Source organism: Flavobacterium sp. (assembly GCF_046296355.1).
In the GTDB taxonomy this organism is placed as follows: Bacteria; Bacteroidota; Bacteroidia; order Flavobacteriales; family Flavobacteriaceae; genus Flavobacterium.
This window is the reverse complement of the sequence record NZ_JBKBLM010000002.1, coordinates 153,022-176,881: the sequence shown is the minus strand read 5'-3', so window position 1 is coordinate 176,881 and position 23,860 is coordinate 153,022. Positions and strand designations below refer to the sequence as shown.

Genomic DNA, 23,860 nt, shown 5'->3' with positions numbered 1-23,860 from the left:
GAGAGTAATTAGTGAATAGTAATTGGTAATTAGCATGACTAGTAATTTTTTGGGCTAATTACTAATCACTAATTACTAATCACTTTTTTTTAAAAATAGAGTAGATGGTAATCCCGAAACCAATTAAAACAACAGTCGGTGCCAAACGAATTCTTTGGAAATTGAACACTTCATCGTTCCACACTTTCGGGTCATCGCTTCCACCACCACTCATCAGAATAAATCCAACAGCAATTACGGCGATACCAATTAATAATATTTTATAATTAACCTTATCAAAAAGAAAATCAGGTTTTTGCTCGTTATTTTTCATAGGGTCTATTATCTCTTAGTCTATTCTCTATTCTCTAATACAAATCGTCCGTTCTCAAATTCAAAAATCGCTGCGTCGCAAAATAAGTACTGATCCAAGTAATCACAATACCCATAACCAAAACACCCAACAACACTATAGCAATCGACAATTGGTCTTCCATAATGCCTAAATTCGGGAAGTTGAACTGTATGTAAACCAGCAAACCAATCAAAGCCAAAATAGCCAAAACAGCCCCAATAAAGCCAAGAATTACACTGGTTTTGATGAATGGTTTTCTAATAAATGATTTGGTGGCACCCACCATTTGCATCGTTTTAATGATAAATCGGTTGGCGTAAATGGATAGTCGTAGCGAACTATTAATCAACAACACCGAAACAAACGCAAATACACCGGTAACAATCAAAATCCACATACTGATGTTTTTCACATTATCGTTCACCAAAGTCACCAATTGCTTGTCATAAACAATATCCGCCACCATTGGGTTTTTTCGCAAACGGTTTTCAATTTTGGCAATTTCAGGATTGGTTACAAAATCGGCTTTCAAGTGAATGTCAAACGAATTCTGCAACGGATTCACACCCAAAAACTGCATAAAATCTTCGCCAATCACTTCTTTGTGTTGCATGGCCGCTTGTTCTTTGGAAACATATTCAAAAGTTTTGGCAAATTTTGCGATCTTCATTTCTTCGGTAAACGCTTTCATCACCGAGTCGTTGGCTTCATTTTTAAAGAAAACCGTCATCGCAATTTCTTCCTTGAAATTGTCTGATAAACGCTTAGAATTGATGACAAAAAGCCCCAAAGTTCCCAGTAAAAACAACACCAAAAAGATGCTCAACACTACCGAAAAATAGGAGGTAATTACCCTGCGCTTTTGAAACTTTTCAAATGAGTCTGACATAAACAGTGATTTAAGCCGTAAAAATAATAAAGAAAATTGTTTTTCCCCTTTATAACGTACAAACTTTTAACTTTATTATATTAAATGTAAATTTGCAGCTTAAAATTTTTTAGGAGCGAATGGTTCGGGCAGTTTCAGCCATCCGTATTCCTGCTTTTCGCAGTATCTTTTTTGTCACGTCGAGCACAGTCGAGACGCCTTATTTAAAAAAGGATACTTGCTACAATCAGGGCTAAAAAGTAAACGAATCAAAAAACTCAGCAACTCAGTCACTCAGCGACTCAGCAACTCAAAAGATGAAGTACTTCCACGAAAAAATCGAAGCCAAATGGCAAAAATATTGGGCACAAAACCAAACTTTTGCCGCCACCAATAACTCTGAGAAACCAAAGTATTACGTACTCGACATGTTTCCTTATCCATCCGGAGCAGGTTTACATGTTGGGCATCCTCTTGGTTACATCGCTTCCGATATCGTGGCGCGTTTCAAACGCCATAAAGGTTTCAATGTGTTGCATCCGCAAGGCTATGATTCTTTCGGATTGCCGGCAGAACAATACGCCATCCAAACCGGTCAACATCCGGAAAAAACGACTCGTGAAAACATCGCTCGTTACCGTGAGCAATTAGACAAAATCGGTTTTTCTTTCGATTGGAGTAGAGAAGTGCGCACTTCCAACGCCGATTATTACAAATGGACCCAATGGATTTTTATCCAATTATACAATTCCTGGTATTGCAAATCAGCCAATAGAGCATTTGATATTTCTGAGTTGGTAGAGATTTTCAGAACTGAAGGAAATACCAATGTGGATATGGTTTGCGATGATGGGGTAGAACTCTTCACAGCAGCCGAATGGAATAGTTTTTCAGAAGAACAACAACAAAAAATATTACTACAATACCGATTAACCTATTTAGCCGAAACCGAAGTCAACTGGTGTCCGGCACTAGGAACCGTATTAGCCAATGACGAAATCGTAAACGGTGTTTCCGAGCGCGGTGGTCATCCGGTCATCCGAAAAAAAATGACGCAATGGTCGATGAGAATCTCAGCCTACGCCGAGAGATTATTACAAGGCTTAGACACGATTGACTGGAGCGAATCGATTAAAGAATCACAACGCAACTGGATAGGTAAATCTGTCGGAGCAAGCGTTGACTTCGTAATTCCTAATTCGCAGTTCGTAATTTCTGTCTTTACAACAAGACCTGATACAATCTTCGGAGTGACGTTTATGACCTTAGCACCGGAACACGAATTGGTTCCCCAAATCACAACACCTGAACAAAAAGCAGCTGTCGAAGCTTATGTGGAAGCTACTGCCAAACGTTCAGAGCGTGAAAGAATGGCCGATGTAAAAACCATCTCAGGTGTATTCACCGGAGCTTTTGCTGAACATCCATTCACCAAAGAACCAATTCCGGTTTGGATAGGCGATTACGTATTAGCAGGCTACGGAACCGGCGCAGTAATGGCTGTTCCTTGTGGCGACGAAAGAGATTATGCGTTTGCCAATTTCTTCAAAGGTCAACAAGGCATGCCCGAAATCAAAAACATTTTCAACCAGGATATTTCAGAAGAAGCCTTTGGTTCTAAAGAGGGTTTCGAATTAGTAAACTCCGATTTCCTAAACGGATTGGGTTACAAAAACGGAACTAAAAAAGTAATCGAAGAACTCGAGAAAATCAAACAAGGAAAAGGCAAAACCAATTACCGTTTGCGCGATGCAGTTTTTTCTCGCCAAAGATATTGGGGCGAACCGTTTCCGGTCTATTACGTAAACGGCTTACCGCAAATGATTGATGCGAAATATTTGCCAATAGTTTTGCCGGAAGTAGAAAAATATTTACCAACCGAAGACGGCCAACCGCCTTTAGGAAATGCTACGGATTGGGCGTGGGATAGTGTTCAGTGTTCAGTGGTTAGTGTTCAGTTGATTGATAACGAGACGATATTTCCTTTAGAATTAAACACCATGCCGGGTTGGGCAGGCAGTTCGTGGTATTGGATGCGTTATATGGATGCGCACAACGATGCAGAATTCGCCTCAGCCGATGCCATAAAATATTGGGACAGCGTGGATTTATACATAGGTGGAAGCGAACACGCCACCGGCCATTTGTTGTACTCTCGTTTTTGGAACAAATTCTTAAAAGACAAAGGTTACGCACCAACAGAAGAACCGTTTAAGAAGTTGATTAATCAGGGAATGATTTTGGGGATGAGTGCGTTTGTATATAGAGTCGTTCTAGTTTCAATTAAAAACAATGATTTTTTAAAAACCACTAATATTTTTGTTTCAAAATCTATCCGAGATAGAATGGTGCACGAACAAAATTGGGATAATAACTCTCTAATTGAACTAGCTAAAGAAGAACTTAAAGGAAAAGTTGATGAAGATGAATTGAATAAAACTGCAGGAATTATTTTTAATGAACTTCATGTAAAAGTTGATTTTGTAAATCTAGCAGATGAATTAGAAATAGAGAAGCTGAAATCAGACAGTGAATTTGGCAAAGAGTTTACAGATGCAATTTTTATTGGCGAAAAAGGAGAAGTTATAATTGGAACTAACGATGTTTATAAAGTACGTCGCGAAGTTGAAAAAATGTCCAAATCCAAATATAACGTTGTAAACCCGGATGACATTTGCAACGATTTTGGTGCCGATACGTTACGTCTTTACGAGATGTTCCTCGGTCCATTAGAGCAATCCAAACCATGGAATACCGCCGGAATCACAGGTGTTTCAGGCTTCTTAAAAAAACTATGGCGCTTGTATTTTGACGATAATGGTTTGATTGTGACCAACGAGGAACCAACGGCTGAAATGTACAAATCACTCCACAAAACCATCAAAAAAGTGACTGAAGATATCGAGAACTTCTCGTTCAATACTTCGGTGTCGCAGTTTATGATTTGTGTGAATGAATTAGCACAAATGAAATGCAACCACAGGGCCATTTTAGAACCATTAGCCGTAGTAATTTCGCCATATGCGCCACATATTGCTGAGGAATTATGGAGTCAATTAGGACACGAAGGTTCAATCTCAACCGCGGATTTCCCATTGGTTAACGAAAAATACTTAGTCGAATCCGAAAAAGAATACCCGGTTTCCTTTAACGGAAAAATGCGTTTTACCATCAAATTGCCATTAGATTTAACCGTACCCCAAATACAAGAAATCGTTATGGCGGATGAAAGAACCATCAAACAACTAGAAGGAAGAACGCCTAATAAAGTGATTATCGTTCCGGGTAAAGTAATTAACTTGGTAGGATAACAAAACGTCAGTTCGAGTGTCCCGATTGAAAATCGGGATGTATCGAGAACCTCGGCTTAAACATATTTCTATGCATTCCGATTGTATCTAAACTCTTAATAGGAAGAGTAAAATAATAAAATCCCAAACCCAATTCGGGTTTGGGATTTCTTTTACCCATCTTAAAGTGCACTTAAACTTATGTTTACAGCGTATATATAGCGTATATATAGCGTGTATATAGCGTATTAAAGTCATATATACGTCATATATACGTCGTATATAATTCAGGTCTAACCTAACTACATTACCTTCAAAAGTCATTAAAACTTTTTCAATCCTGTAACCTTGTTTTACTTTTCCCTTCACCATTTGCAAATAAAAAGTTAAACCATTCTTTATAGCCATTTTCTCTGTTTATTTTTGGTTCAAACATTAAATCAATCATCATGAAAAACAAAATCCTTTATTTATTATTGCTCACGGCTTTTATCGGCTACAGCCAAGAAAAAACAACCGATTCAACGGCAACCAAAAAATTCAAAATCGACGGTTATTTCGGAATCAACGGCAACATCAATGATAACACCAATCTGAACAAAAAACTCAACAATGCCAACCTTCCGGAATTAGACAGCTTTGTACCCGAATTGACTTTTGGCTTGAATTATTTTGGCCAAAAATACTCCGGTGATATCGAGTTCGGAATTTTATTTGCCAAACCCGAAGAAGGAAATAACGAAATGAAATACCAAGGATTTAATACCAGAATCCGAGTGCATTATAATGTGGTGAACAAAGAAAATTTCGCCCTTACAACAGGACTTTCTTTAGCTTATTTAGGCAGTCAATACGACATTTACTCTAAAAACAACACTATCGATTTAAACGATTTAGAACCCAACAACAACAGTGGTCATGTAAGTTTTACCAACCAAATGTTGTATTTCGGACCATCAGTTTCGATGTATTTGTTTAAAAAATCGAGCTTCCAAGTCAAACTCAATGCCGGGTATGAATTGGGCCTAACCCGAGGAAGATACCAATCTGAATTCGGAAGTATTTTAAACAACGTAAACGAATCGGGGAACAATCGCTTTGTGTTTGGGATTACGTTGTTGTAAGTGACAAGCTGTCATTCCTAATCCTTTGGCGTACAATTTGATGCTCTTCTAGAAACTAAAATTTAGAAATCATGATAGGATATTATATTTTAATCGGTTTGATTGCCTTAGTCAGTTTTGCCGTAAGCTCTAAACTAAAGAGCAAATTTGCAGAGTACTCCAAAATCCATTTGCGCAATGGCATGAGCGGTGCCGAAATCGCTTCTCAAATGCTACAAGACCACGGAATCTATGATGTAAAAGTCATTTCAACTCCCGGTCAATTAACCGACCATTACAATCCGGCGGACAAAACCGTCAACTTGAGCGAGGGTGTTTACAACCAAAGAAACGCAGCTGCAGCCGCAGTTGCAGCACACGAATGTGGTCACGCTGTCCAACACGCCACGGCTTATAATATGTTGCAATTGCGTTCGCAGTTGGTGCCCATTGTAAACGTTTCGTCAACCTTGTCACAATATTTAATTTTTGGAGGTTTAATCCTTGGCGCCGCTGCCGGATTAGGCTTCGGGTTTTACATCGCCGTTATCGGTTTGGTGCTAATGGCGATTGCCACATCCTTTGCTTTCATTACACTACCGGTAGAATACGACGCCAGTAACCGAGCTTTGGCTTGGCTGAAAAATAAAAACATGTTGAGCCAACAAGAATATTCCGGTGCCGAAGACGCCTTAAAATGGGCCGCACGAACTTATGTAGTCGCCGCGATTGGCGCTTTAGCCTCGCTGCTATATTGGGCATTGCAAGTGTTCGGTTCAAGAGACTAAAAAAATAAAATCCGTTACGAGAGTAGCGGATTTTTTTATTAGAAGCGAATGGTTCGGGCAGTTTCAGGAATGGTAGTTCCCGCTTTCCGTTCCAATAACTTTGTCAAAGTTTAAAACTTTGACAAAGTTGATTTCCACTGCAATCGGGGCTAAAAAGTTAATCGTTTAACCATAAAAAGACAAAAAACAGTAACCAAACGATAGGGTGAATAAGAATACTATACAACCTTGATTTCTCAGGTTCGCGATAATATTTATACAAATCTTTGAGCAATAAAATTACGCTGATAGGAATCAACAATAGTAACAGCAAGAAACCCAATCCTGGCGTACATACACCACTGGGAGCCATTTTTTCACCTATTATCATTGTAATTACATAAACTACATAAAACAAAACCCATTTAATTTCTTTCCGCATATTTTCTTTTTTAAACTCCCAACTGAACACTGCCAACTGCCAACCGAACACTAAAGTTGTATCTGTCTCTCAATCTGCTGTTCCAAAGAAATAAAAGTCTCCGTTCTCGAAACGCCATCAATCGGCTGAACTTTTTTGTTGAGCAATTGCATTAAATGTTCGTTATCGCGGCAAATCATTTTAATCAAAATCGACCAGTTTCCGGTGGTGTAATGACATTCTAACACCTCAGGAATTTTTTTGAGTTCTCTAACCGCATCCGAATTACTCGATGCTTTGTCCAAGTAAATCCCAATAAACGCCATCGTTTTATACCCCAAAACCTTGTTGTCAATAATAAACTTCGACCCCGAAATCACGCCGGCATCTTCGAGTTTGCGCAACCGTTGGTGAATAGCCGCACCGGAAATACCAATCTTGTTGGCGATTTGTAAAATGGGTTTTCGGGCATCTTCCATCAAGTCGCGAAGGATTTCTTTGTCGATGCCGTCAATTTCTATTTGTAGTTGATTGATCTTCATGGTTAATATATTTAAAGTAAAAATAGCGATTTACTTTACACTTTAAACAAAAAAACCAAAATCGATTAGATTTTGGTTTTATACTATTGTTTGCTGAAAAGAAAGTGGAAACCTATTTAGCCCCGATTGAAGAGGTTACCCTGTCTGCCGACAGGCAGGCATGTAACCCGTAAAGCGGGAATATGGATTCCAAAAATGCCCGAACCATTCGCTCCCAAATAACTCAGGCGCTCAGTTTCTCAGAAACTCAGAGAGCTAATTCCCCACCAACTTATCCGGATTGTAACCCACATAAGGCATTTCGGTTTCGTGGAAAACGATGCCGTGAAGCGCTAGTTCTTTCAAAATAGGTTCGTAAACTTCTTTTTTGATGGGCAATTGTACGCCGGGCGTTTTGATGTTGCCGTTTAGGATTTGGATGGTAGCCATTGCGACCGGTAAACCTACGGTTTTGGCCATGGCGGTATAAATTTGGTCATCGCCGATGCAAACCATTTTGGAGTCGATTTGCTTTCTTTCGCCGTTGAGTTCGTAACCAAATTTGTGGTACATCACAATCATGTCTTTGTCTTCGGGTTGTAATGTCCATTTGTCGTTTAGGATGCGTTCTAAGATTTGGGCCGGAGTGGCATTTTTGAGTCCGACAATCTTCTTTGCATTAAAGATATCGAGTTCCATTAATTTGTCCCACATAATGTCATCTTGTTCAATTCCAAGCGCCATTCTGGTTTTTAATTCCACCGAATCTGAAGCGTGAAAAGGCAAAAACGAATTGATAAAATCGCGGTAACTCATCGTTTCCGAGTTTTCCATGACATAAGCATCATCGGTCATGCCCAGTTGCACGAACATGTTCCAAGCTTTGGAAAAACCAACTCGGCGAATCGTGCCTCGGTATAAAGTTAAGATGTCATCAAGGCCATAAATGCTTCGGTATTTTAAGGAATCGCGATTGGCATAGCCTTCGAATTTTCCATAACCTTCTACGTGAAAGAATTCGGTTCTGCGGAACAATTTGTGGTATGGAATGTATTTGTATTTACCTTCTTGGATGAACTTGGCTGCGCCGCCTTGACCGGCTAAAACAACATTTCTCGGTGCCCACGTGAATTTGTAATTCCAAAGATTATCATCGGATTCAGGTGCAATTAAACCACCGCAGAACGATTCGAATAAAATCATTTTGCCACCTTTTTCTTGAATTTCGTCAATCACTTTCATGGCGCTCATGTGGTCGATTCCGGGATCGAGTCCCACTTCGTTCATAAAAATCAAGTTATTGGCTTTTACGGCTTCATCCAAACTCTGCATCTCTTCTGAAATATAGGAAGCTGTCACCATATTTTTTTGAAAGGTTACACAGTCTTTTGCCACTTCAATATGCATATTTGCCGGCAACATCGAGATTACGATATCTGCTTTTTGGATTTCCGCTTGGCGTTGTGCTACATTGTTGATGTCTAAAGCAATTGGCGTTGCATTGGGGTGATTGTATGTTTTTCTTCTGGCCAATTCTATAGACAAATCAGCAAGCGTTACATTTAAGTTTTCTTGCGGAGATTTTCTTAAAAGGTATTTTATAAGTGAGGAAGCAGAGCGACCTGCGCCTATGATTAGTATATTTCTCATTCGTTTGTTTGTTACCTACAAAGGTATGAATTTGAAACAAAAAAGCCCATCGTTTCGGATGAGCTTTTGATTTATTCTAAACCTTCAAGTTCTTCGAGTTCTTTTTGGGCTTCTTGTTTGGTTTCTATTTTTTGTTGTTCGAATTGGGTGTCAGTGGCTATTTCGTCTTCGATGAGTAAAGTTTTACCTAAAACCACAACGGAACATAATGCCCCGATTATCAGTACTATTTTTGGAAATTTCTTTTGGCTTTCTTCCGACTTTTTTAAAGTCAGTAACCCAAAAATCAAAGCTAAACCTATAGGCAGAAAAGCGAGCGTGTCCATGGGTAAAATGGTGAATGCAATTCCGAGCGCTCCGAAAATGCAGGCTAAAATTAAAAACAGTTTTCTCATGATTTTGTCTAATTAAATTCCCGTTGCTGAGGTTAAAGCCAATTGTCCGGTGCCGACAGGAATACTGAATTTTAGTAAAGCAGGTACTTTTTTCGCATCGGAGGTTAGCCAAATTAAGTTTTTGTCTTTACCACGTAAAGCGTCGGTTTTGGCACCAATGGAGAGTTTGTAACATTCTTTTTTGCCTAAATTACCACAGTTTATAGTTTCTTTCCCCATGTATTTTAAGGTAACAGGGATTTGTTTTTCGTCGAAAACAATCATTAGCGATTGCGTTTGTCCGACTTTGAATTTGCTGAAATCCATAGTTCTCACTTTGTACAAAAGCGAAATCACATCTTGTGTAGAACCGCCAATGGTAAAGGTTTTTTGGGTTTCGGGTTTCTTTCTTCGCTTAACGGTGCTGTTTACTGTATTGCCCTTGAAAGTGTATTTTTCTTTTTTGGTATAACCGCCTTCGTCTATGCTTCTTTTGTACAAGCTCGGTTTCAAATTCACCGGATTGACATAAGACTCATAAATATCTCTGATTTTAAAAAACGAATCCCATTTGCTGTAAGTTGACAGTTCGCAACTCAAGTGCAGATAAGTGTTTTTAGCAGTAGCCACGGTTTCGGTACTCATGGTAACTTGTGCCAATTGAGTCATTAAACCACTCATGTTATACGAACCTGCAAAAACTAATTTTTCTCCTGATTTGATAGGTTGGCTGTTTTGTGGTGCAAAAGAACTGAAAACAAAAACAGCACTTAATATATAGAGTAATCTCTTCATAATTCAAAATTAAGGTGCAAATATAAAATTTTAAAAAAGGTAACTAACCAAAAGAAAAGTGAAATTTCTTTATTCCTAACAAGATAACGGATAAATTTGCCAATAAGTATTCAAATCAATAATAATGGAAAGAAAAATAACTGCGACAGCGATCATAATGGGAATGACGGCTATTATTTTAGGAGCATTTGGGGCTCATGCTTTGAAAAAACATTTGACGGTTGAAGAACTCGTAACATTCGAAACCGGAGTCAAATACCAGATGTATCATGCGCTGTTTTTGTTGTTTTTGGGATTAACAACATTGGTGACTGAAAAAAGTAAAAAAACCATTTTTCAATTGGTGATTTTTGGCATAATTTTCTTTTCGGGGTCGATTTACTTATTGGCTACCAAAACGATATCCGGGATTGATTTTAAGCCTTTGGGAATTTTAACACCTATCGGTGGAACCTTGTTAATACTGGGCTGGGCTGTTTTATTGTGGCAGATTTTAAAAGATAAAAGATAATATTTTAATAAAAAAAATAGTTTGTAAATTTTAATTTTTACCTTTGTCGTCTGATTCATAATACAACACAAACTAAATTTTATGGAGAACTACGCTCAAATTACGAAATCGATTTCGTTAGAACAATACGGAATCAAAAACGTTAACGAAATCATCCACAATCCTTCCTTCGAAAAATTATACAATGACGAGTTAAATCCAAACTTAGAAGGCTACGAAAAAGGACAACTAACAGAATTAGGAGCGGTAAATGTTATGACCGGCGTTTTTACCGGAAGATCACCAAAAGACAAATACATAGTTAAAGACAATATCACCGAAAATACTATTTGGTGGACTTCAGAAAAAGCGGTAAACGACAACAAGCCGATTACGCAAAACACTTGGGAAGCTTTAAAAGAAACTACAGTTGACCAACTTTCAGGAAAAAAATTATACGTGGTAGATGCTTTTTGCGGTGCCAATGAAAATACGAGATTAAAAGTACGCTTCATTATGGAAGTGGCATGGCAAGCCCATTTTGTAACCAATATGTTTATCCGTCCGACGGAAGAAGAATTGGCGAATTTCGGAGAGCCAGATTTCATCGTTATGAATGGTTCTAAAACTTCTTTCAAAGATTACGCGACTCATGGATTAAATTCTGAGGTGTACGTAGCTTTCAATTTAACCGAGAAAATGCAGTTGATTGGAGGTACTTGGTACGGTGGCGAAATGAAAAAAGGAATGTTCGCCATGATGAACTACTATTTGCCATTACAAGGAATTGCGTCGATGCACTGTTCAGCCAATAAAGGAAAAGACGGCGATGTGGCGGTTTTCTTCGGATTGTCGGGAACAGGAAAAACAACTTTGTCTACAGATCCTAAACGCGAATTAATCGGTGACGATGAGCACGGTTGGGATAATGAAGGTGTTTTCAATTTTGAAGGCGGTTGTTATGCCAAAACGATTGACTTAAGCAAAGAAAACGAACCTGATATTTACGGCGCTATCAAAAGAGATGCGCTATTGGAAAACGTAACGGTTGATGCCGATGGAATTATTGATTTCAAAGATGGTTCAGTGACGCAAAACACTCGTGTTTCTTATCCGATTCATCATATTCACAATATTGTAAAACCGGTTTCCAAAGCCGGACATGCTACAAAAGTTATCTTCTTAACGGCAGATGCTTTCGGGGTAATGCCACCGGTTTCTAAATTAACTCCGGAACAAACGCAATACTATTTCCTTTCAGGATTTACCGCCAAGTTAGCCGGAACAGAAAGAGGTGTGACCCAACCTGAGCCAACTTTTTCAGCGTGTTTCGGAAAAGCCTTTTTGACTTTGCATCCCACCAAATACGGAGCAGAATTGGTTAAGAAAATGGAAGAAAACAACGCAACCGCTTACATGGTAAACACTGGTTGGAACGGAACCGGAAAACGTATTTCAATTAAAGATACTCGAGCGATTATTGATGCTATTTTAGATGGTTCAATTGAAAAAGCGGAAACTAAAACGATTCCGGTATTCAATTTGGCTGTGCCAACAGCATTACACGATGTGAATCCTGCGATTTTAGATCCTAGAGATACTTATACAGATAAAGCAGAATGGAACGAAAAAGCCAACGATTTGGCCTCAAGATTTATTAAAAATTTCGCTCAATATACCGATAATGAGCAAGGGCAAAGCTTAGTAAAAGCCGGGCCGCAGGTATAACAAACTAACTAAACCTAACCAGTTGAAAATTCCGTCTTGTTTTAATGAGACGGTTTTTTTTGTTTAAAATTTGGCCTGCGCCAAATAAGTTTCAAAAGACATCTTGTTCCTCTTAGCGTCAAAAAACAATTGCAGTAAAACTTCTTTGGTTGTTACGTTTTTGACCAAATTATCGATTACAACTTTATCGGTAGCCGATTTCAAATAAGTATTGATTTTGTGGTTTAGAATAGGAACCAAATAGAGTTTATACTTTGGATTTTTAGAAGTGATTTTGACTTCATTGATTAAGGAATAAGCTTTCTCAAATTCTTTTTTATTATAATAAAGCGCGGCAAGATTGAGTTTGGCTTCGTCAAAATGGACTGAGATTTTTAAAGCGTCATTGTATAAAACAACGGCTTCGTCTATTTTCCCTGTCGCTTGATAAGTACTGGCTAAATTGGTTATTACTTGAATATTGTATGGCGTTAATTGGTAAGCTTTTTCAAAGCAAGCTTGGCTTTCCTCCAAACGATTTTCATTGAAATGACCAATACCTTCATACCAAGTTAAAGGAATTGAAGTGTTGTCTAAACGATAAAAATAATGGTTTGCTTTTTTGGCTTCATAAATGGTTTCGCTCCAGTTTTTGTTGGTTTTGGCAGCGTACATTTTCAGCGCATGTTGTTCCCCGTTAAATCGGTAAAACGACACTAAAAAGGAGTAGCTGATTGGAATTATCAAGATCCAAAGCCATGATTTGTTGTTCTTAGTTGTCTTTGGAGCGGTTTTGTAATAAGTCGAGACAACAATGGCCAAAAGCAACATGACTATGACTTGGTGTTCGATTCTTTCGTAAGGAAAATCGAAAAAAGCAATTACTAAATAGCCAACCAAAGCGCTGAGAATAAAGAAGAATTTCCATTTTTCTTTGGTGTCAGTTGTGTTTTTGATAAGCGAATATAATTGGTGAAAAACTAGCCCAAAAATCATTAAATAAGCCAATAATCCCAAAATTCCCGTTTCACAAAGTATCCAAATAAAGTCATTGTGTGGTCTTTGTAAAGTATTTTCCCCGTTTGCGATGGCGTAATCATCAAAGCGATTTAGGCCATATTTAGGAAAATGAATTTGCCAATTGCCTAAGCCAACACCTAATAAGGGATTTTCTTTTGCCATTTGTATAGAGTTTTCCCAAAACAAGATCCGACTTTCCAATGTTTTTGAATCTAAAAGGCGAGAGACATAACGCTGTCCTGTTGCATTTGATGGTGTTTGCAAATGAGCAATTTTACTATCAAAATACAAAGAATAGGAAAACAACAAGAGCACACCTAAAACTAATCCGAAACCAAAAAAATACCTTTTTTTAATGGTAAATCGTTGCTTGATTTTATAACAAATTAATAAAACAAAGAAGATAAAACAAGCAATTAGAACGGCTCTGGTTCTTATGGTAATCAATACAAAAAAGGCCGAAGCTATTCCCAGTACAGACAAAAGTTTGTTTTTTTTACCTTGTTGTAATCCTATAAAATAAAAGGGTAAGCAAAGGAATAATATGGAAGATAATAAGTTTTTATTGGCTGAATTACCTCTAATAAGTTCTATTTGTCTAAGCAAGTGTTGGCCTCTTTGTGCTTTTTCAAAGAGATCAAAAAGAGAAAACGATACAGTGATTAATCCAAAAATTATTACAGCTATTACCAATAGGTTTACTCTAATGAGGTTGTTGTAAAGCAAAATGGTAGTGACTAAAAATAGAGAAAACAACATTGCTAATTTAGAAAAAACAGCATGGCTTTCACCAATGACATCCGATTGAAAGAGAGAAATAAAATTCAGCAACAAAAAACCAATAAAAGCATAGAAAATCGGTGTTTTGAAGTTAAAAAAGACCTCTTTCTTCAGCAAAACGGTGGCGACAACTACAAGGAAAATAAAAGCTGTGAGTACAATTTGTCTCGGAATCAAAACCGGGTCAATAATACTAGTGGAAAACACTAAAGGCAATAACGATAAAAATCCAACATATAATTTTTCAATCAGCTTGTCGCCCATAATTTTGCTTTTAGTCTTTCAAAAGTAAACATTATTGGCATAAAAAAAATCCTGCTAATGAACTTAACAGGATTTTCAGTGAATATATTTTAAATCTATTTTCCTTTATTGGCTTCGGCAATGTATTTTTCTAAAGCCATTGTCATCGATGGAGTTTCTGGTGTTGGCGCTAAAATATCAATGCGCAATCCGTGTTCCAAAGCTTCTTTCTGAGTTGTACTTCCAAAAACAGCAATACGGGTATTGTTTTGTTGAAAATCCGGGAAGTTTTTGAATAGTGATTTGATTCCGGTTGGACTAAAGAAAGCCAAAACATCATAATATACATCGGCTAAATCAGACAAGTCGCTCATCACGGTTTTGTAAAAAGTCGCTTGTGTCCAATCTACTTTTAAATTGTTTAGTGTTTGCGGCACGTCATAATTTAACTGGTCTGAAGCCGGCAACAAGAATTTTTCTTCTTTATATTTTTTGATTAGTGGCGATAAATCAACGAAGTCTTTTTGGCCCACATATATTTTGCGCTTTCTGTACACTACATATTTCTGTAGGTAAAAAGCAATCGCTTCCGATTGGCAAAAATACTTTAAATCTTCAGGGACTTTATAACGCATCTCTTCAGCCACTCTGAAAAAGTGATCTACCGAATTTCTGCTGGTCAAAATTATTGCTGTGTAGTTGTTGAGGTCAATTTTTTGAGCCCTAACATCTTTTGCACTAACTCCTTCTACATGTATAAACGAGCGGAAATCAACTTTTACCTTATGTTTTTGTTGTAATTCAAAATAAGGAGAATTCTCCACTTTTGGTTCCGGTTGTGACACCAGAATTGTTTTCACTTTCAAATTTGACATTTTAATGCGCTAAATTTTTTGTAATCATATAATAGATGAAATAGTACGGGGCTATTTCAAGTGCGCAAAGATACAAAATAAAATAAAACAACTTCCCGATGATTAAGTTTTGATAAATCTTCAACGAAACCAGATAAGAATACAAGTTTATTATTAAAATGACACCAATAACGCAAAAAATCAAAACATTTGATGAGTTATCGTTATAAAACAGGTAAATGTTTATCGGCAACAAGAGCAATCCTATAAACGTTCTGTAACTTACTTTCTGTAAATTGAGTTGCTCCGAGAATTCTTCTATGTTAAAAGTAGTGGCGATAATCTTTTCAATCAAAAATTTAGAAAGCACAAAAACGCCGAAGAAAGTAAAAATCCGAATAAACAATACCCAATCCGTTTTAGAGACATAGCCCAGATGACTCAGGATTATTTGGATGAAAAAAGAAAAGGAAATGATTTGAACAATAAATAAAAGTATGGTAAATCCACTCATCAAATGAGAGGTGTCTTTGTATACTTTAATGTATTTGTCCGAAACTAAAATCCTCAGAAAATCATTGAATCTGGTTTCAAAGGCAGTTCGGGTAATGGCAATCAAAGCAAACGAAAAAACGAAAAGAAAGGTGGCCCAATCTTTGGCTTCTAAAACTCTCGGTGATAAAACGGTTTCAATCATAATCCCGACAAAATTACTAATTTTTTATTTGTTAAATTATTATATAATTATTAAGAATCTGCGCTGATAAAAAGTTTATTTTTGCATCGAAGTATGACTATATCTATATGAGCGACGGCATTGTAATTATTCCTACCTATAACGAAATTGAGAACATCGAAAGCATTATTCGCGCGGTTTTTGCTTTATCAAAATCTTTTCACGTTTTAATCGTTGATGACAATTCACCCGATAAGACATCTGATAAGGTAATTGAGTTGCAAAAGGAATTTCCAAACCAATTGTTTTTGGCTTTAAGAAAGAAAAAAGCCGGATTAGGAACAGCTTATGTGCACGGTTTTAAATGGGCATTGCAAAATGATTACCAATACATCTTTGAGATGGACGCCGATTTCTCTCATAACCCAAATGACTTGGAAAAATTATACGAAGCCTGTCATAATCACGGTGCCGATTTGGCCATCGGTTCGCGTTATGTGACCGGAGTAAATGTGGTGAATTGGCCGTTGAGCCGAGTGTTATTGTCGTATTTTGCGTCTGTTTATGTGCGAATGATAACCGGAATGAAAATCATGGATGCCACCGCCGGATTTATTTGTTACCGCCGTGAAGTGTTGGAAAAAGTAAATTTAGACGCCATAAAGTTCATTGGTTATGCTTTTCAAATTGAAATGAAATACCGAGCTATTGCTAAGAATTTTAATATACAAGAAGTGCCGGTTATTTTTACCGATAGAACCAAAGGCCAATCCAAAATGAGTGGCGCCATTATCAAAGAAGCCATCTTTGGCGTTATTTCGCTGAGATTAAGAAAGTTTTTAAACCGATTATAAAATACCCAAAAATGAATACCGTTTTAATTAAGAATGCCAAAATAGTAAATGAAGGAAAGGTTTTTGAAGGCGATGTTTTGATTGAAAACGAATTTATTGTCGAAATAGCCGAAAGCATCAGCGCCAAATCTGCAAGTTGTAAAATCATCGATGCCGAAGGCAGTTATCTGATTCCCGGTGCCATTGATGACCAAGTGCATTTTCGTGAACCCGGACTTACTCACAAAGGCGATATCGCTTCCGAAAGTCGGGCTGCTGTTGCCGGTGGCATTACTTCATTTATCGAACAACCCAATACAGTTCCCAATGCGGTTACCCAAGAACTTTTAGAAGACAAATACCAAATTGCAGCCAAGACTTCCTATGCCAATTATTCGTTTATGATGGGTGGCACCAATGACAATTTGGAGGAAGTTTTAAAAACCAATCCGAAGAATGTGGCCGGAATCAAGTTGTTTCTTGGTTCGTCAACGGGAAATATGTTGGTGGATAATGAGGAAACTTTGGAGAAAATATTTTCATCTACCAAAATGCTGATTGCAGTGCATTGTGAAGATGAAGCGACCATTAAAGCCAACTTAGAGCGATACAAACTCCAATTCGGAGAAGATATTCCGGTCGAATGTCATCACTTAATCAGAAGCGAAGAAGCTTGTTATTTGTCTTCTTCCAAAGCGATTGCGTTGGCTAAGAAAACCGGAGCAAGATTACATGTTTTTCATCTTTCTACAGCAAAGGAAATGGATTTGTTTACCAATAAAATTCCGTTAGAAGAAAAGCAAATCACGGCCGAAGTTTGTATACATCACCTGTGGTTTTCTGATGCCGATTATAAAACCAAAGGCAATTTAATCAAATGGAATCCGGCGGTAAAAACGGCTGAAGACAGAGACGCTTTGTGGAAAGCACTTTTAGATGACAGAATTGACGTTATCGCTACCGACCATGCGCCGCATACTTTAGAAGAAAAAAAACAATCTTATTTGAAAGCACCATCTGGCGGACCATTGGTACAACACGCAGTGGTTGCTATGTTTGAAGCCGCTCACCAAGGTAAAATTTCGATCGAGAAAATCGTTGAAAAAATGTGCCACAATCCGGCGAAGATTTTCAAAATTGAGAAGCGTGGGTTTATCAAAGAAGGTTATTATGCCGATTTGGTTTTGGTCAATACCGGTTTGCCTTGGAACGTGAAAAAGGAAAATATTTTGGCCAAATGTGGTTGGTCACCATTTGAAGGCTATAATTTTAAATCGAGAATTACCCATACTTTTGTCAATGGGGAATTGGTTTACAAGAATTTTAAAGTAAGTGAAAAGCCTGTTGGAAAACGATTGTTGTTTGACAGATAAAATAAGGAAGATGAGGAGAAGTGTTTTGTTTTTTTTGTTGCTATCCTTAATGGGATGCAATGATACTATTGAGAAACCCAAAAATCTGATTGATAAAGACAAGATGGTCAACATATTGTACGATCTCTCTTTACTTGAAGCCATCAAGTCTCAGAACATCAATGGTGGAATTAGTAATGAAAATGCCAATGCCTATCTTTACAAAAAATATAAAATCGATAGTATTCAATTGGTCCAAAGCAATAAGTACTATGCTGCAGATGTAGAAGAATACAAAAAAATGTTTGAAGAAGTAAAAAGCAGGCTGGACGAGCAAACCAAAAAAGTCGGAGGAGTTACCACGCCAACTAACGGCCCGCCAGATGCTGATATCCCTCAAATAAAATAATTTTTTTAACGGAAATCGGTCACTTCCTGAACCACCGAATCAATGCTTTGAAACTCAAAATTCAAAGCATTTTTTATTTTGTCATTAGAGATAATATCATCAGATAATATGGCGTTAACGCTGTATTTAGACAGTTGTCTTTTGGTTCTGAAAACCGTTGCGACGAACCAATCCAAACGCCAGGCGATGGCGAGCATCCAAGGTTTGGCTTCTGTTTTTGGTTTTTTGGCTTTTAGTTTTTCGGCTATGGTATAAATTACTTCTTTGAAGGTCAGGTTTTCAGCTATCAGGGAAAATCTTTCGCCGTTAATGTCACTTTTCAGTAATTGAATCATGATTTTAACCACATCGATCACGCCGACATAGCCGGTGGAACCCTTGGTGTAAAACGGAAATCCTTTTTTTACCGCAGTAAAGAAAACACCACTTCCTTGTTCCCAAAAGCCTGTTCCGAAAATCACGCCGGGATTGACAATGACTACTCGTAAACCTTCTTGTTGACCGCGCCAAATTTCCATTTCGGCACCGTATTTTGAGATGGCGTAATCGCTGTGTGGCGCTTCGGGATTCCATTCTGTTTCTTCGGTGATTTGTTTTTCGTGAGGTTTTAAGTCGCCCAAAGCGGCTATCGAACTAACATGACAAAGTTTTTTGACCTTGTAAGCCAAACAGAAATTAACAATGTTAGCCGTGCCTTCGATGTTGGTTTTTCGGAGTTGGTCTTCGTCATTGGGGTCATACGAAATTAAGGCAGCGCAATGGTAAACGTATTCTATATTTTGAAAAGCAATTTCTAAAGACGGAATGTCGATGATATCGGCTTCAACCCATTCGATTTTATTGAATAAAGCTTCTTTTTGGTACAGTCGGAAAAGCGATTTGGTTTTGTCAATGGATTTTTTATTTCGGTAAATGGCGCGAATGCCCACTTCATTTTCTGCCAATTGCAGCAGCAAATGTGCGCCAACTAAACCTGTTCCTCCTGTGACTAAAATCATTTAGCGAAATTACGAATTAGAAATTACGAATTAGAAATTATTTTGAGTTTCCAAGTAAGCGAAAAGACTTTCTTTTAGCCCTGATTGTAGCGACTACCGCGTAGTGCGGAAAGCAGGAACACGGATTACTGATAAATCCCGAGCCTTTCGCTCCTAAATAATCAATTCTCATTATATTTGCGCAAATTTGATTACACGATGAGAAATTTAGTAGCAGAATTGCAATGGCGTGGCTTGGTTCACGATATGATGCCCGGAACTGAGGAGCAACTTTTAAAGGAAATGACCACGACTTACATTGGGTTTGACCCAACGAGTGATTCGTTGCATATTGGGAGTTTGGTGCCGATAATTTTGTTGGTTCACTTAGAGCAATTTGGGCACAAACCAATTGCTTTAGTTGGCGGCGCGACGGGAATGATTGGTGATCCATCGGGAAAATCGGATGAAAGAAACTTGTTGGATGAAGCAACTTTGGAGAAAAATGTGGCTGGAATTAAAGCGGTTTTGTCTCGGTTTTTGGATTTCAATTCGACTGCGGCAAATGCACCGATTTTGGTGAATAATTATGATTGGATGAAGGATTTTTCGTTTATCAATTTTGCACGTGATGTGGGCAAAAGAATTACCGTAAACTACATGATGGCAAAGGATTCGGTGAAGAAACGTTTGAGCGCGGAAGGTGAAGGAATGAGTTTTACGGAGTTTACGTACCAATTGATTCAAGGGTATGATTTTCATCATTTGTATAAAGCGCACAACTGTTTGTTGCAAATGGGTGGAAGTGACCAATGGGGTAATATCACCACGGGAACCGAATTAGTACGCAGAATGAATGGCGAAGGAGCGAAAGCTTATGCTATGACTTGTCCGTTAATTACGAAAGCAGATGGTTCTAAATTCGGGAAATCCGAAGGTGGAAATGTTTGGTTGACTGCGGATAAGACTTCGGTATATAAATTTTACCAATTTTGGTTGAATACAACTGATGTTGACGCAGAGAAATACATTAAGATTTTCACGTTTTTAGATAAAGAAGCGATTGATGCATTAATTGCTGCACACCAAACAGCGCCGCATTTGCGAGTGTTGCAGAAACGTTTGGCGGAAGTAGTTACGACTTTTGTGCACGGTAAAGAAGAGTTGGAGAAAGCCGTTTTTGCTTCGGGAGCATTTTTTAGTCCGACTATGGATGATTTGAAAAAGTTGGACACCAAGACTTTCTTAGAAGTTTTTGAAGGCGTTCCACAAGCGGAAGTTGAAATGGCAGAATTAGAAAATGGTTTGGATATGATTGCGGCGCTTTCGGCTAAGACAGGTTTCTTGGCTTCGAATAGTGACGCGCGTCGCGAGTTGCAACAGAATTCGATTTCGCTAAACAAAGACAAAGTAGCGGCGGATTATTTAGTTACTGAAAAGGATTTAATCAACGGTCAGTTTTTGATGTTGCAAAAGGGAAAGAAGAATTACTATTTAATCAAGGTTATATAACCATCAGGTTACAACCTCGGATATCAGAATTGTCAAAGCGGCCCAATATTTCGAAAGAATTGTTGGGCTGTTTTTTGCCCAAATCTTGCGTGGCGATAAAAGAGCACGAATTGATATTCGCCAAGTCAATCACATTCACGCCGCCTGTTTTGCCATAATTTACGTAAGTCAAAGCATCTTCGGTATCGCGGATTAAAATTTGCATCCATGCCGGACATTCAAAAATACCGTTGCCTAAGGAATAAGCTTGTGAAAGTAATTCGGTCATACCATATTCTGAATGGATGCTGGCAACCCCAAAACCTTTACACAATATTTCGTGTAATTCTTCTCGGATGATTTCTTTTCGTTTGCCTTTCATGCCGCCGGTTTCCATGATGATGGTGTTTTTGAGTTGGAAGTTTTGTTGCTCAATTAAATCCAATAAGGCATAAGTCACGCCAATTAGAATCACATTTTGCCCGGAATTATCCAATTCAATCAGTTTCGAAATTAGCTCATCGTAATTGTGCAGGTAAAAACCGCTGTGCTCATTATTGGACAATTCGATTAAATCTTTGACCATATAAATCAAAGACGAACCGCTACGTTCTAAATAGGATGGAAGCAAAGCCAAAACTGCATAGTCTTCGATATTGCCATAGAATTCGGAGAACGCTAAGCGATAACTTTGCTCGTATAGCGTAACATCGGTTACTAAATGCTTGCTGGTAATCATTCCGGTCGTTCCGCTGCTGGTGAAAGTTTCCTGAATCACATCGGTATTAGAAACTACATCATGGCTTTTAAAAAACTGAATCGGCAGAAACGGAATTTGTGGTAATGATTTTACTTTTTGAACATCGGTATTCAGAAAATCACAAAACTCACGATAGACTAAGTTGTTTTCATATTGGTAACGAAAAACCTTTAGCGCTATTTTTTCAAATTGCTTTTGGGAAGAAATCGTGAATATGTCTTGTGGATTGACCAAGGAATAATTTTTTTGGCAAAAGTAAGGAAAATAAAAAAGCCCTATTTTGTTTTTTAGAACAAGACAGGGCTTTTCGTATGAGTAAGATTGATTATTCGATAACCAATTTCGTAGAAGCAGTTTTACCTTCTTCAGTAATTTTAACTACATAAACACCTGCATTTAGGTTGCTTACATTGATAGCGTTTTCAGAAGTGGTAGTGTATAAAACTTGTTTTCCTAAAAGGTCGTAAACAGTCACTGTTCTTTCAGCGTTTGCAGCCGTTTCGATGAACAACGTTCCGTTAACAACCGGGTTTGGATAAACTTTTAAACCAGTGATTTCGAAGCTTTGAGACGCTAGGGTTAAGTCGGCTAATGAACGGGCAACAACTTGTACAGCAGTATTGAATTCTGCCACTAAAACCGCCATGTTATTTGGTCCTGAAGGAACAACTTGACCGATGTAATTGGCTTCAGCAAAAATAGTTCTGAAAGCAACATCACCACTGCCGTCGTTTAAGTTAAAGTTAGCACTTGTAGTGAAAGGCAAAGTACCGTCTGCTGTTGTAAAAGAAGCATTGCTTAATTGAACTAATTCACTTTCGTAAGTTTCAACGCTTGAAAGAAGATCTGCTATGGTTACTGTTTGCGGAGTAACAACATTACCTGATGAAGCAACAGTAGCATTCGCTGCTGGCAACAATTGTAATACACCACTGAATAACGAAGCTTGACCTTTTAATCCTGAGATAGCGTCACCGGCAACCATTGCTGTTGCAATAACAGTTGTGTTGTCGTCAATTAAAATACCAGCTGTAGCATCTTGAATGTATTTCTGATTTCTGGTTGTTCTGGCATAAGTAATAACCGGATTGCTGCTAACTTGGTAATATTTACCGGTACCGTTTGTAATAACGTCTGCTCTTAGAGCAGCCAAATTGGCAACAACATTATATGCAGCAACTGTAAAAGTAGTTGTAGCATTTACGGCAGGAACAATTGGGTTGTGAGCATTGTCAACTAATTCCATGTAAACTACATAAGTTCCCGGAGTAGTTGGTAATGCAATTGGGGTTGTGTCATATTTCATAACTTCAGCTCCACCGTTAATTGTGTAATGTATGTGACCGTCACCTGTTCCGTTTGCCACAGCAAAATTATTTACAGCAACGCTAATGTTAACGCTTGTAGTTTCAGGAGAAAATACAGTATTGTTAGCCGGAGCAGAAATTAGTAAACTTGGGTTGGTAGAACAACCAACATGAGCTCCTAATTGACCAAGTTCAGCATCAATTCCGTAAACAGTCCACTCTGAAGTAGCATCGTCAGTTCCGAAAGAAGCTAAGTTGGTAGGGTTTGGTGAACAAATAGTTAATTTTCTGATTAAAGTATGGTCAAGAGTTCCGCTTGCAGTTGAACCAACAGGCCAAGCAGTACCCGGATCTACTCCAACCTGACCGATAACGTCAAGTATGTTTCCAAGTTTTTTAAGAACAATGGCATCATCACCATTAAAGTTACAAGTAGAAGAAGTAATATCTGCTGCTGCAATAATAGCCGCATTAGCCGCAGATCCGTTTCTTAAGACAAAAACATCTCCGGCAGCAATAATAGTTCCGGCAGCAAAGGTTTGAGTGTTGCCTACGGTTGCAGAACCATTAGTATACAGTTCAATAGAATAGTCTGCCAAATCAACCGGCGCACCAGTTCCATTGTAAATTTCAAGGAATTTGTTGTTGCTTGAGCCTTCTCCATACTTGCTGAAATAAAGGTCAGAAGCCTGTCCAAAGGACATGGAAGTCACAACAAAAAATAATAAAGAGTAGATTTTTTTCATTTTTTTAAATTTAATTAGCCTACAAATATAATGACAATATTTGTTAGCCTAAAATAAAGAATGTAAAAAAATGATTAAATAAAGCTTAAAAA

Annotated in this window: 22 protein-coding genes; 9 read left to right on the top strand and 13 right to left on the bottom strand. The window is 38.0% G+C overall.

Annotated features, from left to right (window positions below):
• Positions 1-79 precede the first annotated feature (79 nt).
• Positions 80-313, bottom strand: coding sequence for a DUF3098 domain-containing protein (locus ACK4HO_RS02750; protein ID WP_409662245.1), 234 nt, complete (start codon positions 311-313; stop codon positions 80-82).
• 34 nt (positions 314-347) lie between these two features.
• Positions 348-1,223 carry a cell division protein FtsX gene (locus ACK4HO_RS02745; protein WP_409662242.1) on the bottom strand — a complete coding sequence of 292 codons (876 nt, stop codon included), beginning with the start codon at positions 1,221-1,223 and terminating at the stop codon, positions 348-350.
• 296 nt (positions 1,224-1,519) lie between these two features.
• Here ACK4HO_RS02745 and ACK4HO_RS02740 point away from each other — a divergent pair, with 296 nt between their 5' ends.
• From ACK4HO_RS02740 to ACK4HO_RS02730, 3 genes are all read left to right on the top strand, one after another.
• Positions 1,520-4,513, top strand: a complete 2,994-nt coding sequence (locus tag ACK4HO_RS02740; protein ID WP_409662239.1) for a leucine--tRNA ligase — start codon at positions 1,520-1,522, stop codon at positions 4,511-4,513.
• Between the two features lie 428 nt (positions 4,514-4,941).
• Positions 4,942-5,616 (top strand): hypothetical protein, encoded by a 675-nt coding sequence (locus tag ACK4HO_RS02735; protein WP_409662237.1) that lies wholly within the window; start codon positions 4,942-4,944, stop codon positions 5,614-5,616.
• Between the two features lie 71 nt (positions 5,617-5,687).
• The gene (locus tag ACK4HO_RS02730) at positions 5,688-6,383 is read left to right on the top strand and encodes a zinc metallopeptidase (protein ID WP_409662234.1); all 696 of its coding nucleotides are present in this window, start codon (positions 5,688-5,690) and stop codon (positions 6,381-6,383) included.
• 157 nt (positions 6,384-6,540) lie between these two features.
• Here ACK4HO_RS02730 and ACK4HO_RS02725 read toward each other — a convergent pair whose 3' ends face one another.
• The 5 genes from ACK4HO_RS02725 to ACK4HO_RS02705 all read right to left on the bottom strand — a co-directional run bounded on the left by ACK4HO_RS02725 (position 6,541) and on the right by ACK4HO_RS02705 (position 10,123).
• Positions 6,541-6,804 (bottom strand): hypothetical protein, encoded by a 264-nt coding sequence (locus ACK4HO_RS02725; protein ID WP_409662231.1) that lies wholly within the window; start codon positions 6,802-6,804, stop codon positions 6,541-6,543.
• Between the two features lie 50 nt (positions 6,805-6,854).
• Positions 6,855-7,325, bottom strand: a complete 471-nt coding sequence (locus ACK4HO_RS02720) for an Lrp/AsnC family transcriptional regulator (protein WP_409662229.1) — start codon at positions 7,323-7,325, stop codon at positions 6,855-6,857.
• 255 nt (positions 7,326-7,580) lie between these two features.
• Positions 7,581-8,954 (bottom strand): saccharopine dehydrogenase family protein, encoded by a 1,374-nt coding sequence (locus ACK4HO_RS02715; RefSeq protein WP_409662226.1) that lies wholly within the window; start codon positions 8,952-8,954, stop codon positions 7,581-7,583.
• Between the two features lie 71 nt (positions 8,955-9,025).
• Positions 9,026-9,349 (bottom strand): hypothetical protein, encoded by a 324-nt coding sequence (locus tag ACK4HO_RS02710; RefSeq protein WP_409662223.1) that lies wholly within the window; start codon positions 9,347-9,349, stop codon positions 9,026-9,028.
• 12 nt (positions 9,350-9,361) lie between these two features.
• Positions 9,362-10,123: a DUF3108 domain-containing protein gene (locus ACK4HO_RS02705; protein WP_409662220.1), complete on the bottom strand. Its 762-nt coding sequence runs from the start codon at positions 10,121-10,123 to the stop codon at positions 9,362-9,364.
• A 124-nt stretch (positions 10,124-10,247) separates the two neighbouring features.
• Here ACK4HO_RS02705 and ACK4HO_RS02700 point away from each other — a divergent pair, with 124 nt between their 5' ends.
• Together ACK4HO_RS02700 and pckA are read left to right on the top strand one after the other, a co-directional pair.
• Positions 10,248-10,634: a DUF423 domain-containing protein gene (locus ACK4HO_RS02700; protein ID WP_409662217.1), complete on the top strand. Its 387-nt coding sequence runs from the start codon at positions 10,248-10,250 to the stop codon at positions 10,632-10,634.
• An 81-nt stretch (positions 10,635-10,715) separates the two neighbouring features.
• The gene (gene pckA / locus ACK4HO_RS02695) at positions 10,716-12,341 is read left to right on the top strand and encodes a phosphoenolpyruvate carboxykinase (ATP) (RefSeq protein WP_409662214.1); all 1,626 of its coding nucleotides are present in this window, start codon (positions 10,716-10,718) and stop codon (positions 12,339-12,341) included.
• Between the two features lie 63 nt (positions 12,342-12,404).
• Here pckA and ACK4HO_RS02690 read toward each other — a convergent pair whose 3' ends face one another.
• From ACK4HO_RS02690 to ACK4HO_RS02680, 3 genes are all read right to left on the bottom strand, one after another.
• Positions 12,405-14,384, bottom strand: a complete 1,980-nt coding sequence (locus tag ACK4HO_RS02690) for an O-antigen ligase family protein (protein ID WP_409662211.1) — start codon at positions 14,382-14,384, stop codon at positions 12,405-12,407.
• Positions 14,385-14,479: 95 nt separating this feature from the next.
• Positions 14,480-15,229 carry a uroporphyrinogen-III synthase gene (locus ACK4HO_RS02685; protein ID WP_409662266.1) on the bottom strand — a complete coding sequence of 250 codons (750 nt, stop codon included), beginning with the start codon at positions 15,227-15,229 and terminating at the stop codon, positions 14,480-14,482.
• Between the two features lie 10 nt (positions 15,230-15,239).
• Positions 15,240-15,914 (bottom strand): DUF4271 domain-containing protein, encoded by a 675-nt coding sequence (locus ACK4HO_RS02680; RefSeq protein ID WP_409662208.1) that lies wholly within the window; start codon positions 15,912-15,914, stop codon positions 15,240-15,242.
• Between the two features lie 107 nt (positions 15,915-16,021).
• On the opposite strand from ACK4HO_RS02680, the gene ACK4HO_RS02675 reads away from it, so the two are divergent.
• Genes ACK4HO_RS02675 through ACK4HO_RS02665 form a run of 3 tightly spaced genes read left to right on the top strand, consistent with a single transcriptional unit; the run spans position 16,022 to position 18,487 of the window.
• Positions 16,022-16,747 carry a polyprenol monophosphomannose synthase gene (locus tag ACK4HO_RS02675; protein WP_409662206.1) on the top strand — a complete coding sequence of 242 codons (726 nt, stop codon included), beginning with the start codon at positions 16,022-16,024 and terminating at the stop codon, positions 16,745-16,747.
• 11 nt (positions 16,748-16,758) lie between these two features.
• Complete coding sequence (locus tag ACK4HO_RS02670) at positions 16,759-18,099, top strand: dihydroorotase (RefSeq protein WP_409662203.1); 1,341 nt, start codon at positions 16,759-16,761, stop codon at positions 18,097-18,099.
• A gap of 10 nt (positions 18,100-18,109) precedes the next feature.
• A complete protein-coding gene (locus ACK4HO_RS02665) occupies positions 18,110-18,487 on the top strand; it encodes a DUF4296 domain-containing protein (RefSeq protein WP_409662200.1) in 378 nt (125 codons plus the stop codon).
• A gap of 5 nt (positions 18,488-18,492) precedes the next feature.
• On the opposite strand, the gene ACK4HO_RS02660 is transcribed toward ACK4HO_RS02665, so the two are convergent.
• Complete coding sequence (locus ACK4HO_RS02660; protein ID WP_409662197.1) at positions 18,493-19,485, bottom strand: NAD-dependent epimerase/dehydratase family protein; 993 nt, start codon at positions 19,483-19,485, stop codon at positions 18,493-18,495.
• 198 nt (positions 19,486-19,683) lie between these two features.
• Between ACK4HO_RS02660 and tyrS the strand changes: the two genes are divergently transcribed.
• On the top strand, positions 19,684-20,976 hold the full coding sequence (gene tyrS, locus ACK4HO_RS02655) for a tyrosine--tRNA ligase (RefSeq protein ID WP_409662194.1): 1,293 nt from the start codon (positions 19,684-19,686) through the stop codon (positions 20,974-20,976).
• On the opposite strand, the gene ACK4HO_RS02650 is transcribed toward tyrS, so the two are convergent.
• Both ACK4HO_RS02650 and ACK4HO_RS02645 read right to left on the bottom strand, forming a co-directional pair.
• The gene (locus ACK4HO_RS02650; protein WP_409662191.1) at positions 20,969-21,949 is read right to left on the bottom strand and encodes an acyl transferase; all 981 of its coding nucleotides are present in this window, start codon (positions 21,947-21,949) and stop codon (positions 20,969-20,971) included. The genes tyrS and ACK4HO_RS02650 overlap by 8 nt on opposite strands.
• 91 nt (positions 21,950-22,040) lie before the next feature.
• Positions 22,041-23,768 carry a T9SS type A sorting domain-containing protein gene (locus ACK4HO_RS02645; RefSeq protein ID WP_409662188.1) on the bottom strand — a complete coding sequence of 576 codons (1,728 nt, stop codon included), beginning with the start codon at positions 23,766-23,768 and terminating at the stop codon, positions 22,041-22,043.
• Positions 23,769-23,860: the final 92 nt, after the last annotated feature.

Excerpts from the sequence above, each read along its gene's own strand:
- ACK4HO_RS02750 (WP_409662245.1), bottom strand. The coding sequence starts at position 313 with ATGAAAAATAACGAGCAAAAACCTGATTTTCTTTTTGATAAGGTTAAT.
- ACK4HO_RS02745 (WP_409662242.1), bottom strand. The coding sequence starts at position 1,223 with ATGTCAGACTCATTTGAAAAGTTTCAAAAGCGCAGGGTAATTACCTCC.
- ACK4HO_RS02740 (WP_409662239.1), top strand. The coding sequence starts at position 1,520 with ATGAAGTACTTCCACGAAAAAATCGAAGCCAAATGGCAAAAATATTGG.
- ACK4HO_RS02735 (WP_409662237.1), top strand. The coding sequence starts at position 4,942 with ATGAAAAACAAAATCCTTTATTTATTATTGCTCACGGCTTTTATCGGC.
- ACK4HO_RS02730 (WP_409662234.1), top strand. The coding sequence starts at position 5,688 with ATGATAGGATATTATATTTTAATCGGTTTGATTGCCTTAGTCAGTTTT.
- ACK4HO_RS02725 (WP_409662231.1), bottom strand. The coding sequence starts at position 6,804 with ATGCGGAAAGAAATTAAATGGGTTTTGTTTTATGTAGTTTATGTAATT.
- ACK4HO_RS02720 (WP_409662229.1), bottom strand. The coding sequence starts at position 7,325 with ATGAAGATCAATCAACTACAAATAGAAATTGACGGCATCGACAAAGAA.
- ACK4HO_RS02715 (WP_409662226.1), bottom strand. The coding sequence starts at position 8,954 with ATGAGAAATATACTAATCATAGGCGCAGGTCGCTCTGCTTCCTCACTT.
- ACK4HO_RS02710 (WP_409662223.1), bottom strand. The coding sequence starts at position 9,349 with ATGAGAAAACTGTTTTTAATTTTAGCCTGCATTTTCGGAGCGCTCGGA.
- ACK4HO_RS02705 (WP_409662220.1), bottom strand. The coding sequence starts at position 10,123 with ATGAAGAGATTACTCTATATATTAAGTGCTGTTTTTGTTTTCAGTTCT.
- ACK4HO_RS02700 (WP_409662217.1), top strand. The coding sequence starts at position 10,248 with ATGGAAAGAAAAATAACTGCGACAGCGATCATAATGGGAATGACGGCT.
- pckA (WP_409662214.1), top strand. The coding sequence starts at position 10,716 with ATGGAGAACTACGCTCAAATTACGAAATCGATTTCGTTAGAACAATAC.
- ACK4HO_RS02690 (WP_409662211.1), bottom strand. The coding sequence starts at position 14,384 with ATGGGCGACAAGCTGATTGAAAAATTATATGTTGGATTTTTATCGTTA.
- ACK4HO_RS02680 (WP_409662208.1), bottom strand. The coding sequence starts at position 15,914 with ATGATTGAAACCGTTTTATCACCGAGAGTTTTAGAAGCCAAAGATTGG.
- ACK4HO_RS02675 (WP_409662206.1), top strand. The coding sequence starts at position 16,022 with ATGAGCGACGGCATTGTAATTATTCCTACCTATAACGAAATTGAGAAC.
- ACK4HO_RS02670 (WP_409662203.1), top strand. The coding sequence starts at position 16,759 with ATGAATACCGTTTTAATTAAGAATGCCAAAATAGTAAATGAAGGAAAG.
- ACK4HO_RS02665 (WP_409662200.1), top strand. The coding sequence starts at position 18,110 with ATGAGGAGAAGTGTTTTGTTTTTTTTGTTGCTATCCTTAATGGGATGC.
- ACK4HO_RS02660 (WP_409662197.1), bottom strand. The coding sequence starts at position 19,485 with ATGATTTTAGTCACAGGAGGAACAGGTTTAGTTGGCGCACATTTGCTG.
- tyrS (WP_409662194.1), top strand. The coding sequence starts at position 19,684 with ATGAGAAATTTAGTAGCAGAATTGCAATGGCGTGGCTTGGTTCACGAT.
- ACK4HO_RS02645 (WP_409662188.1), bottom strand. The coding sequence starts at position 23,768 with ATGAAAAAAATCTACTCTTTATTATTTTTTGTTGTGACTTCCATGTCC.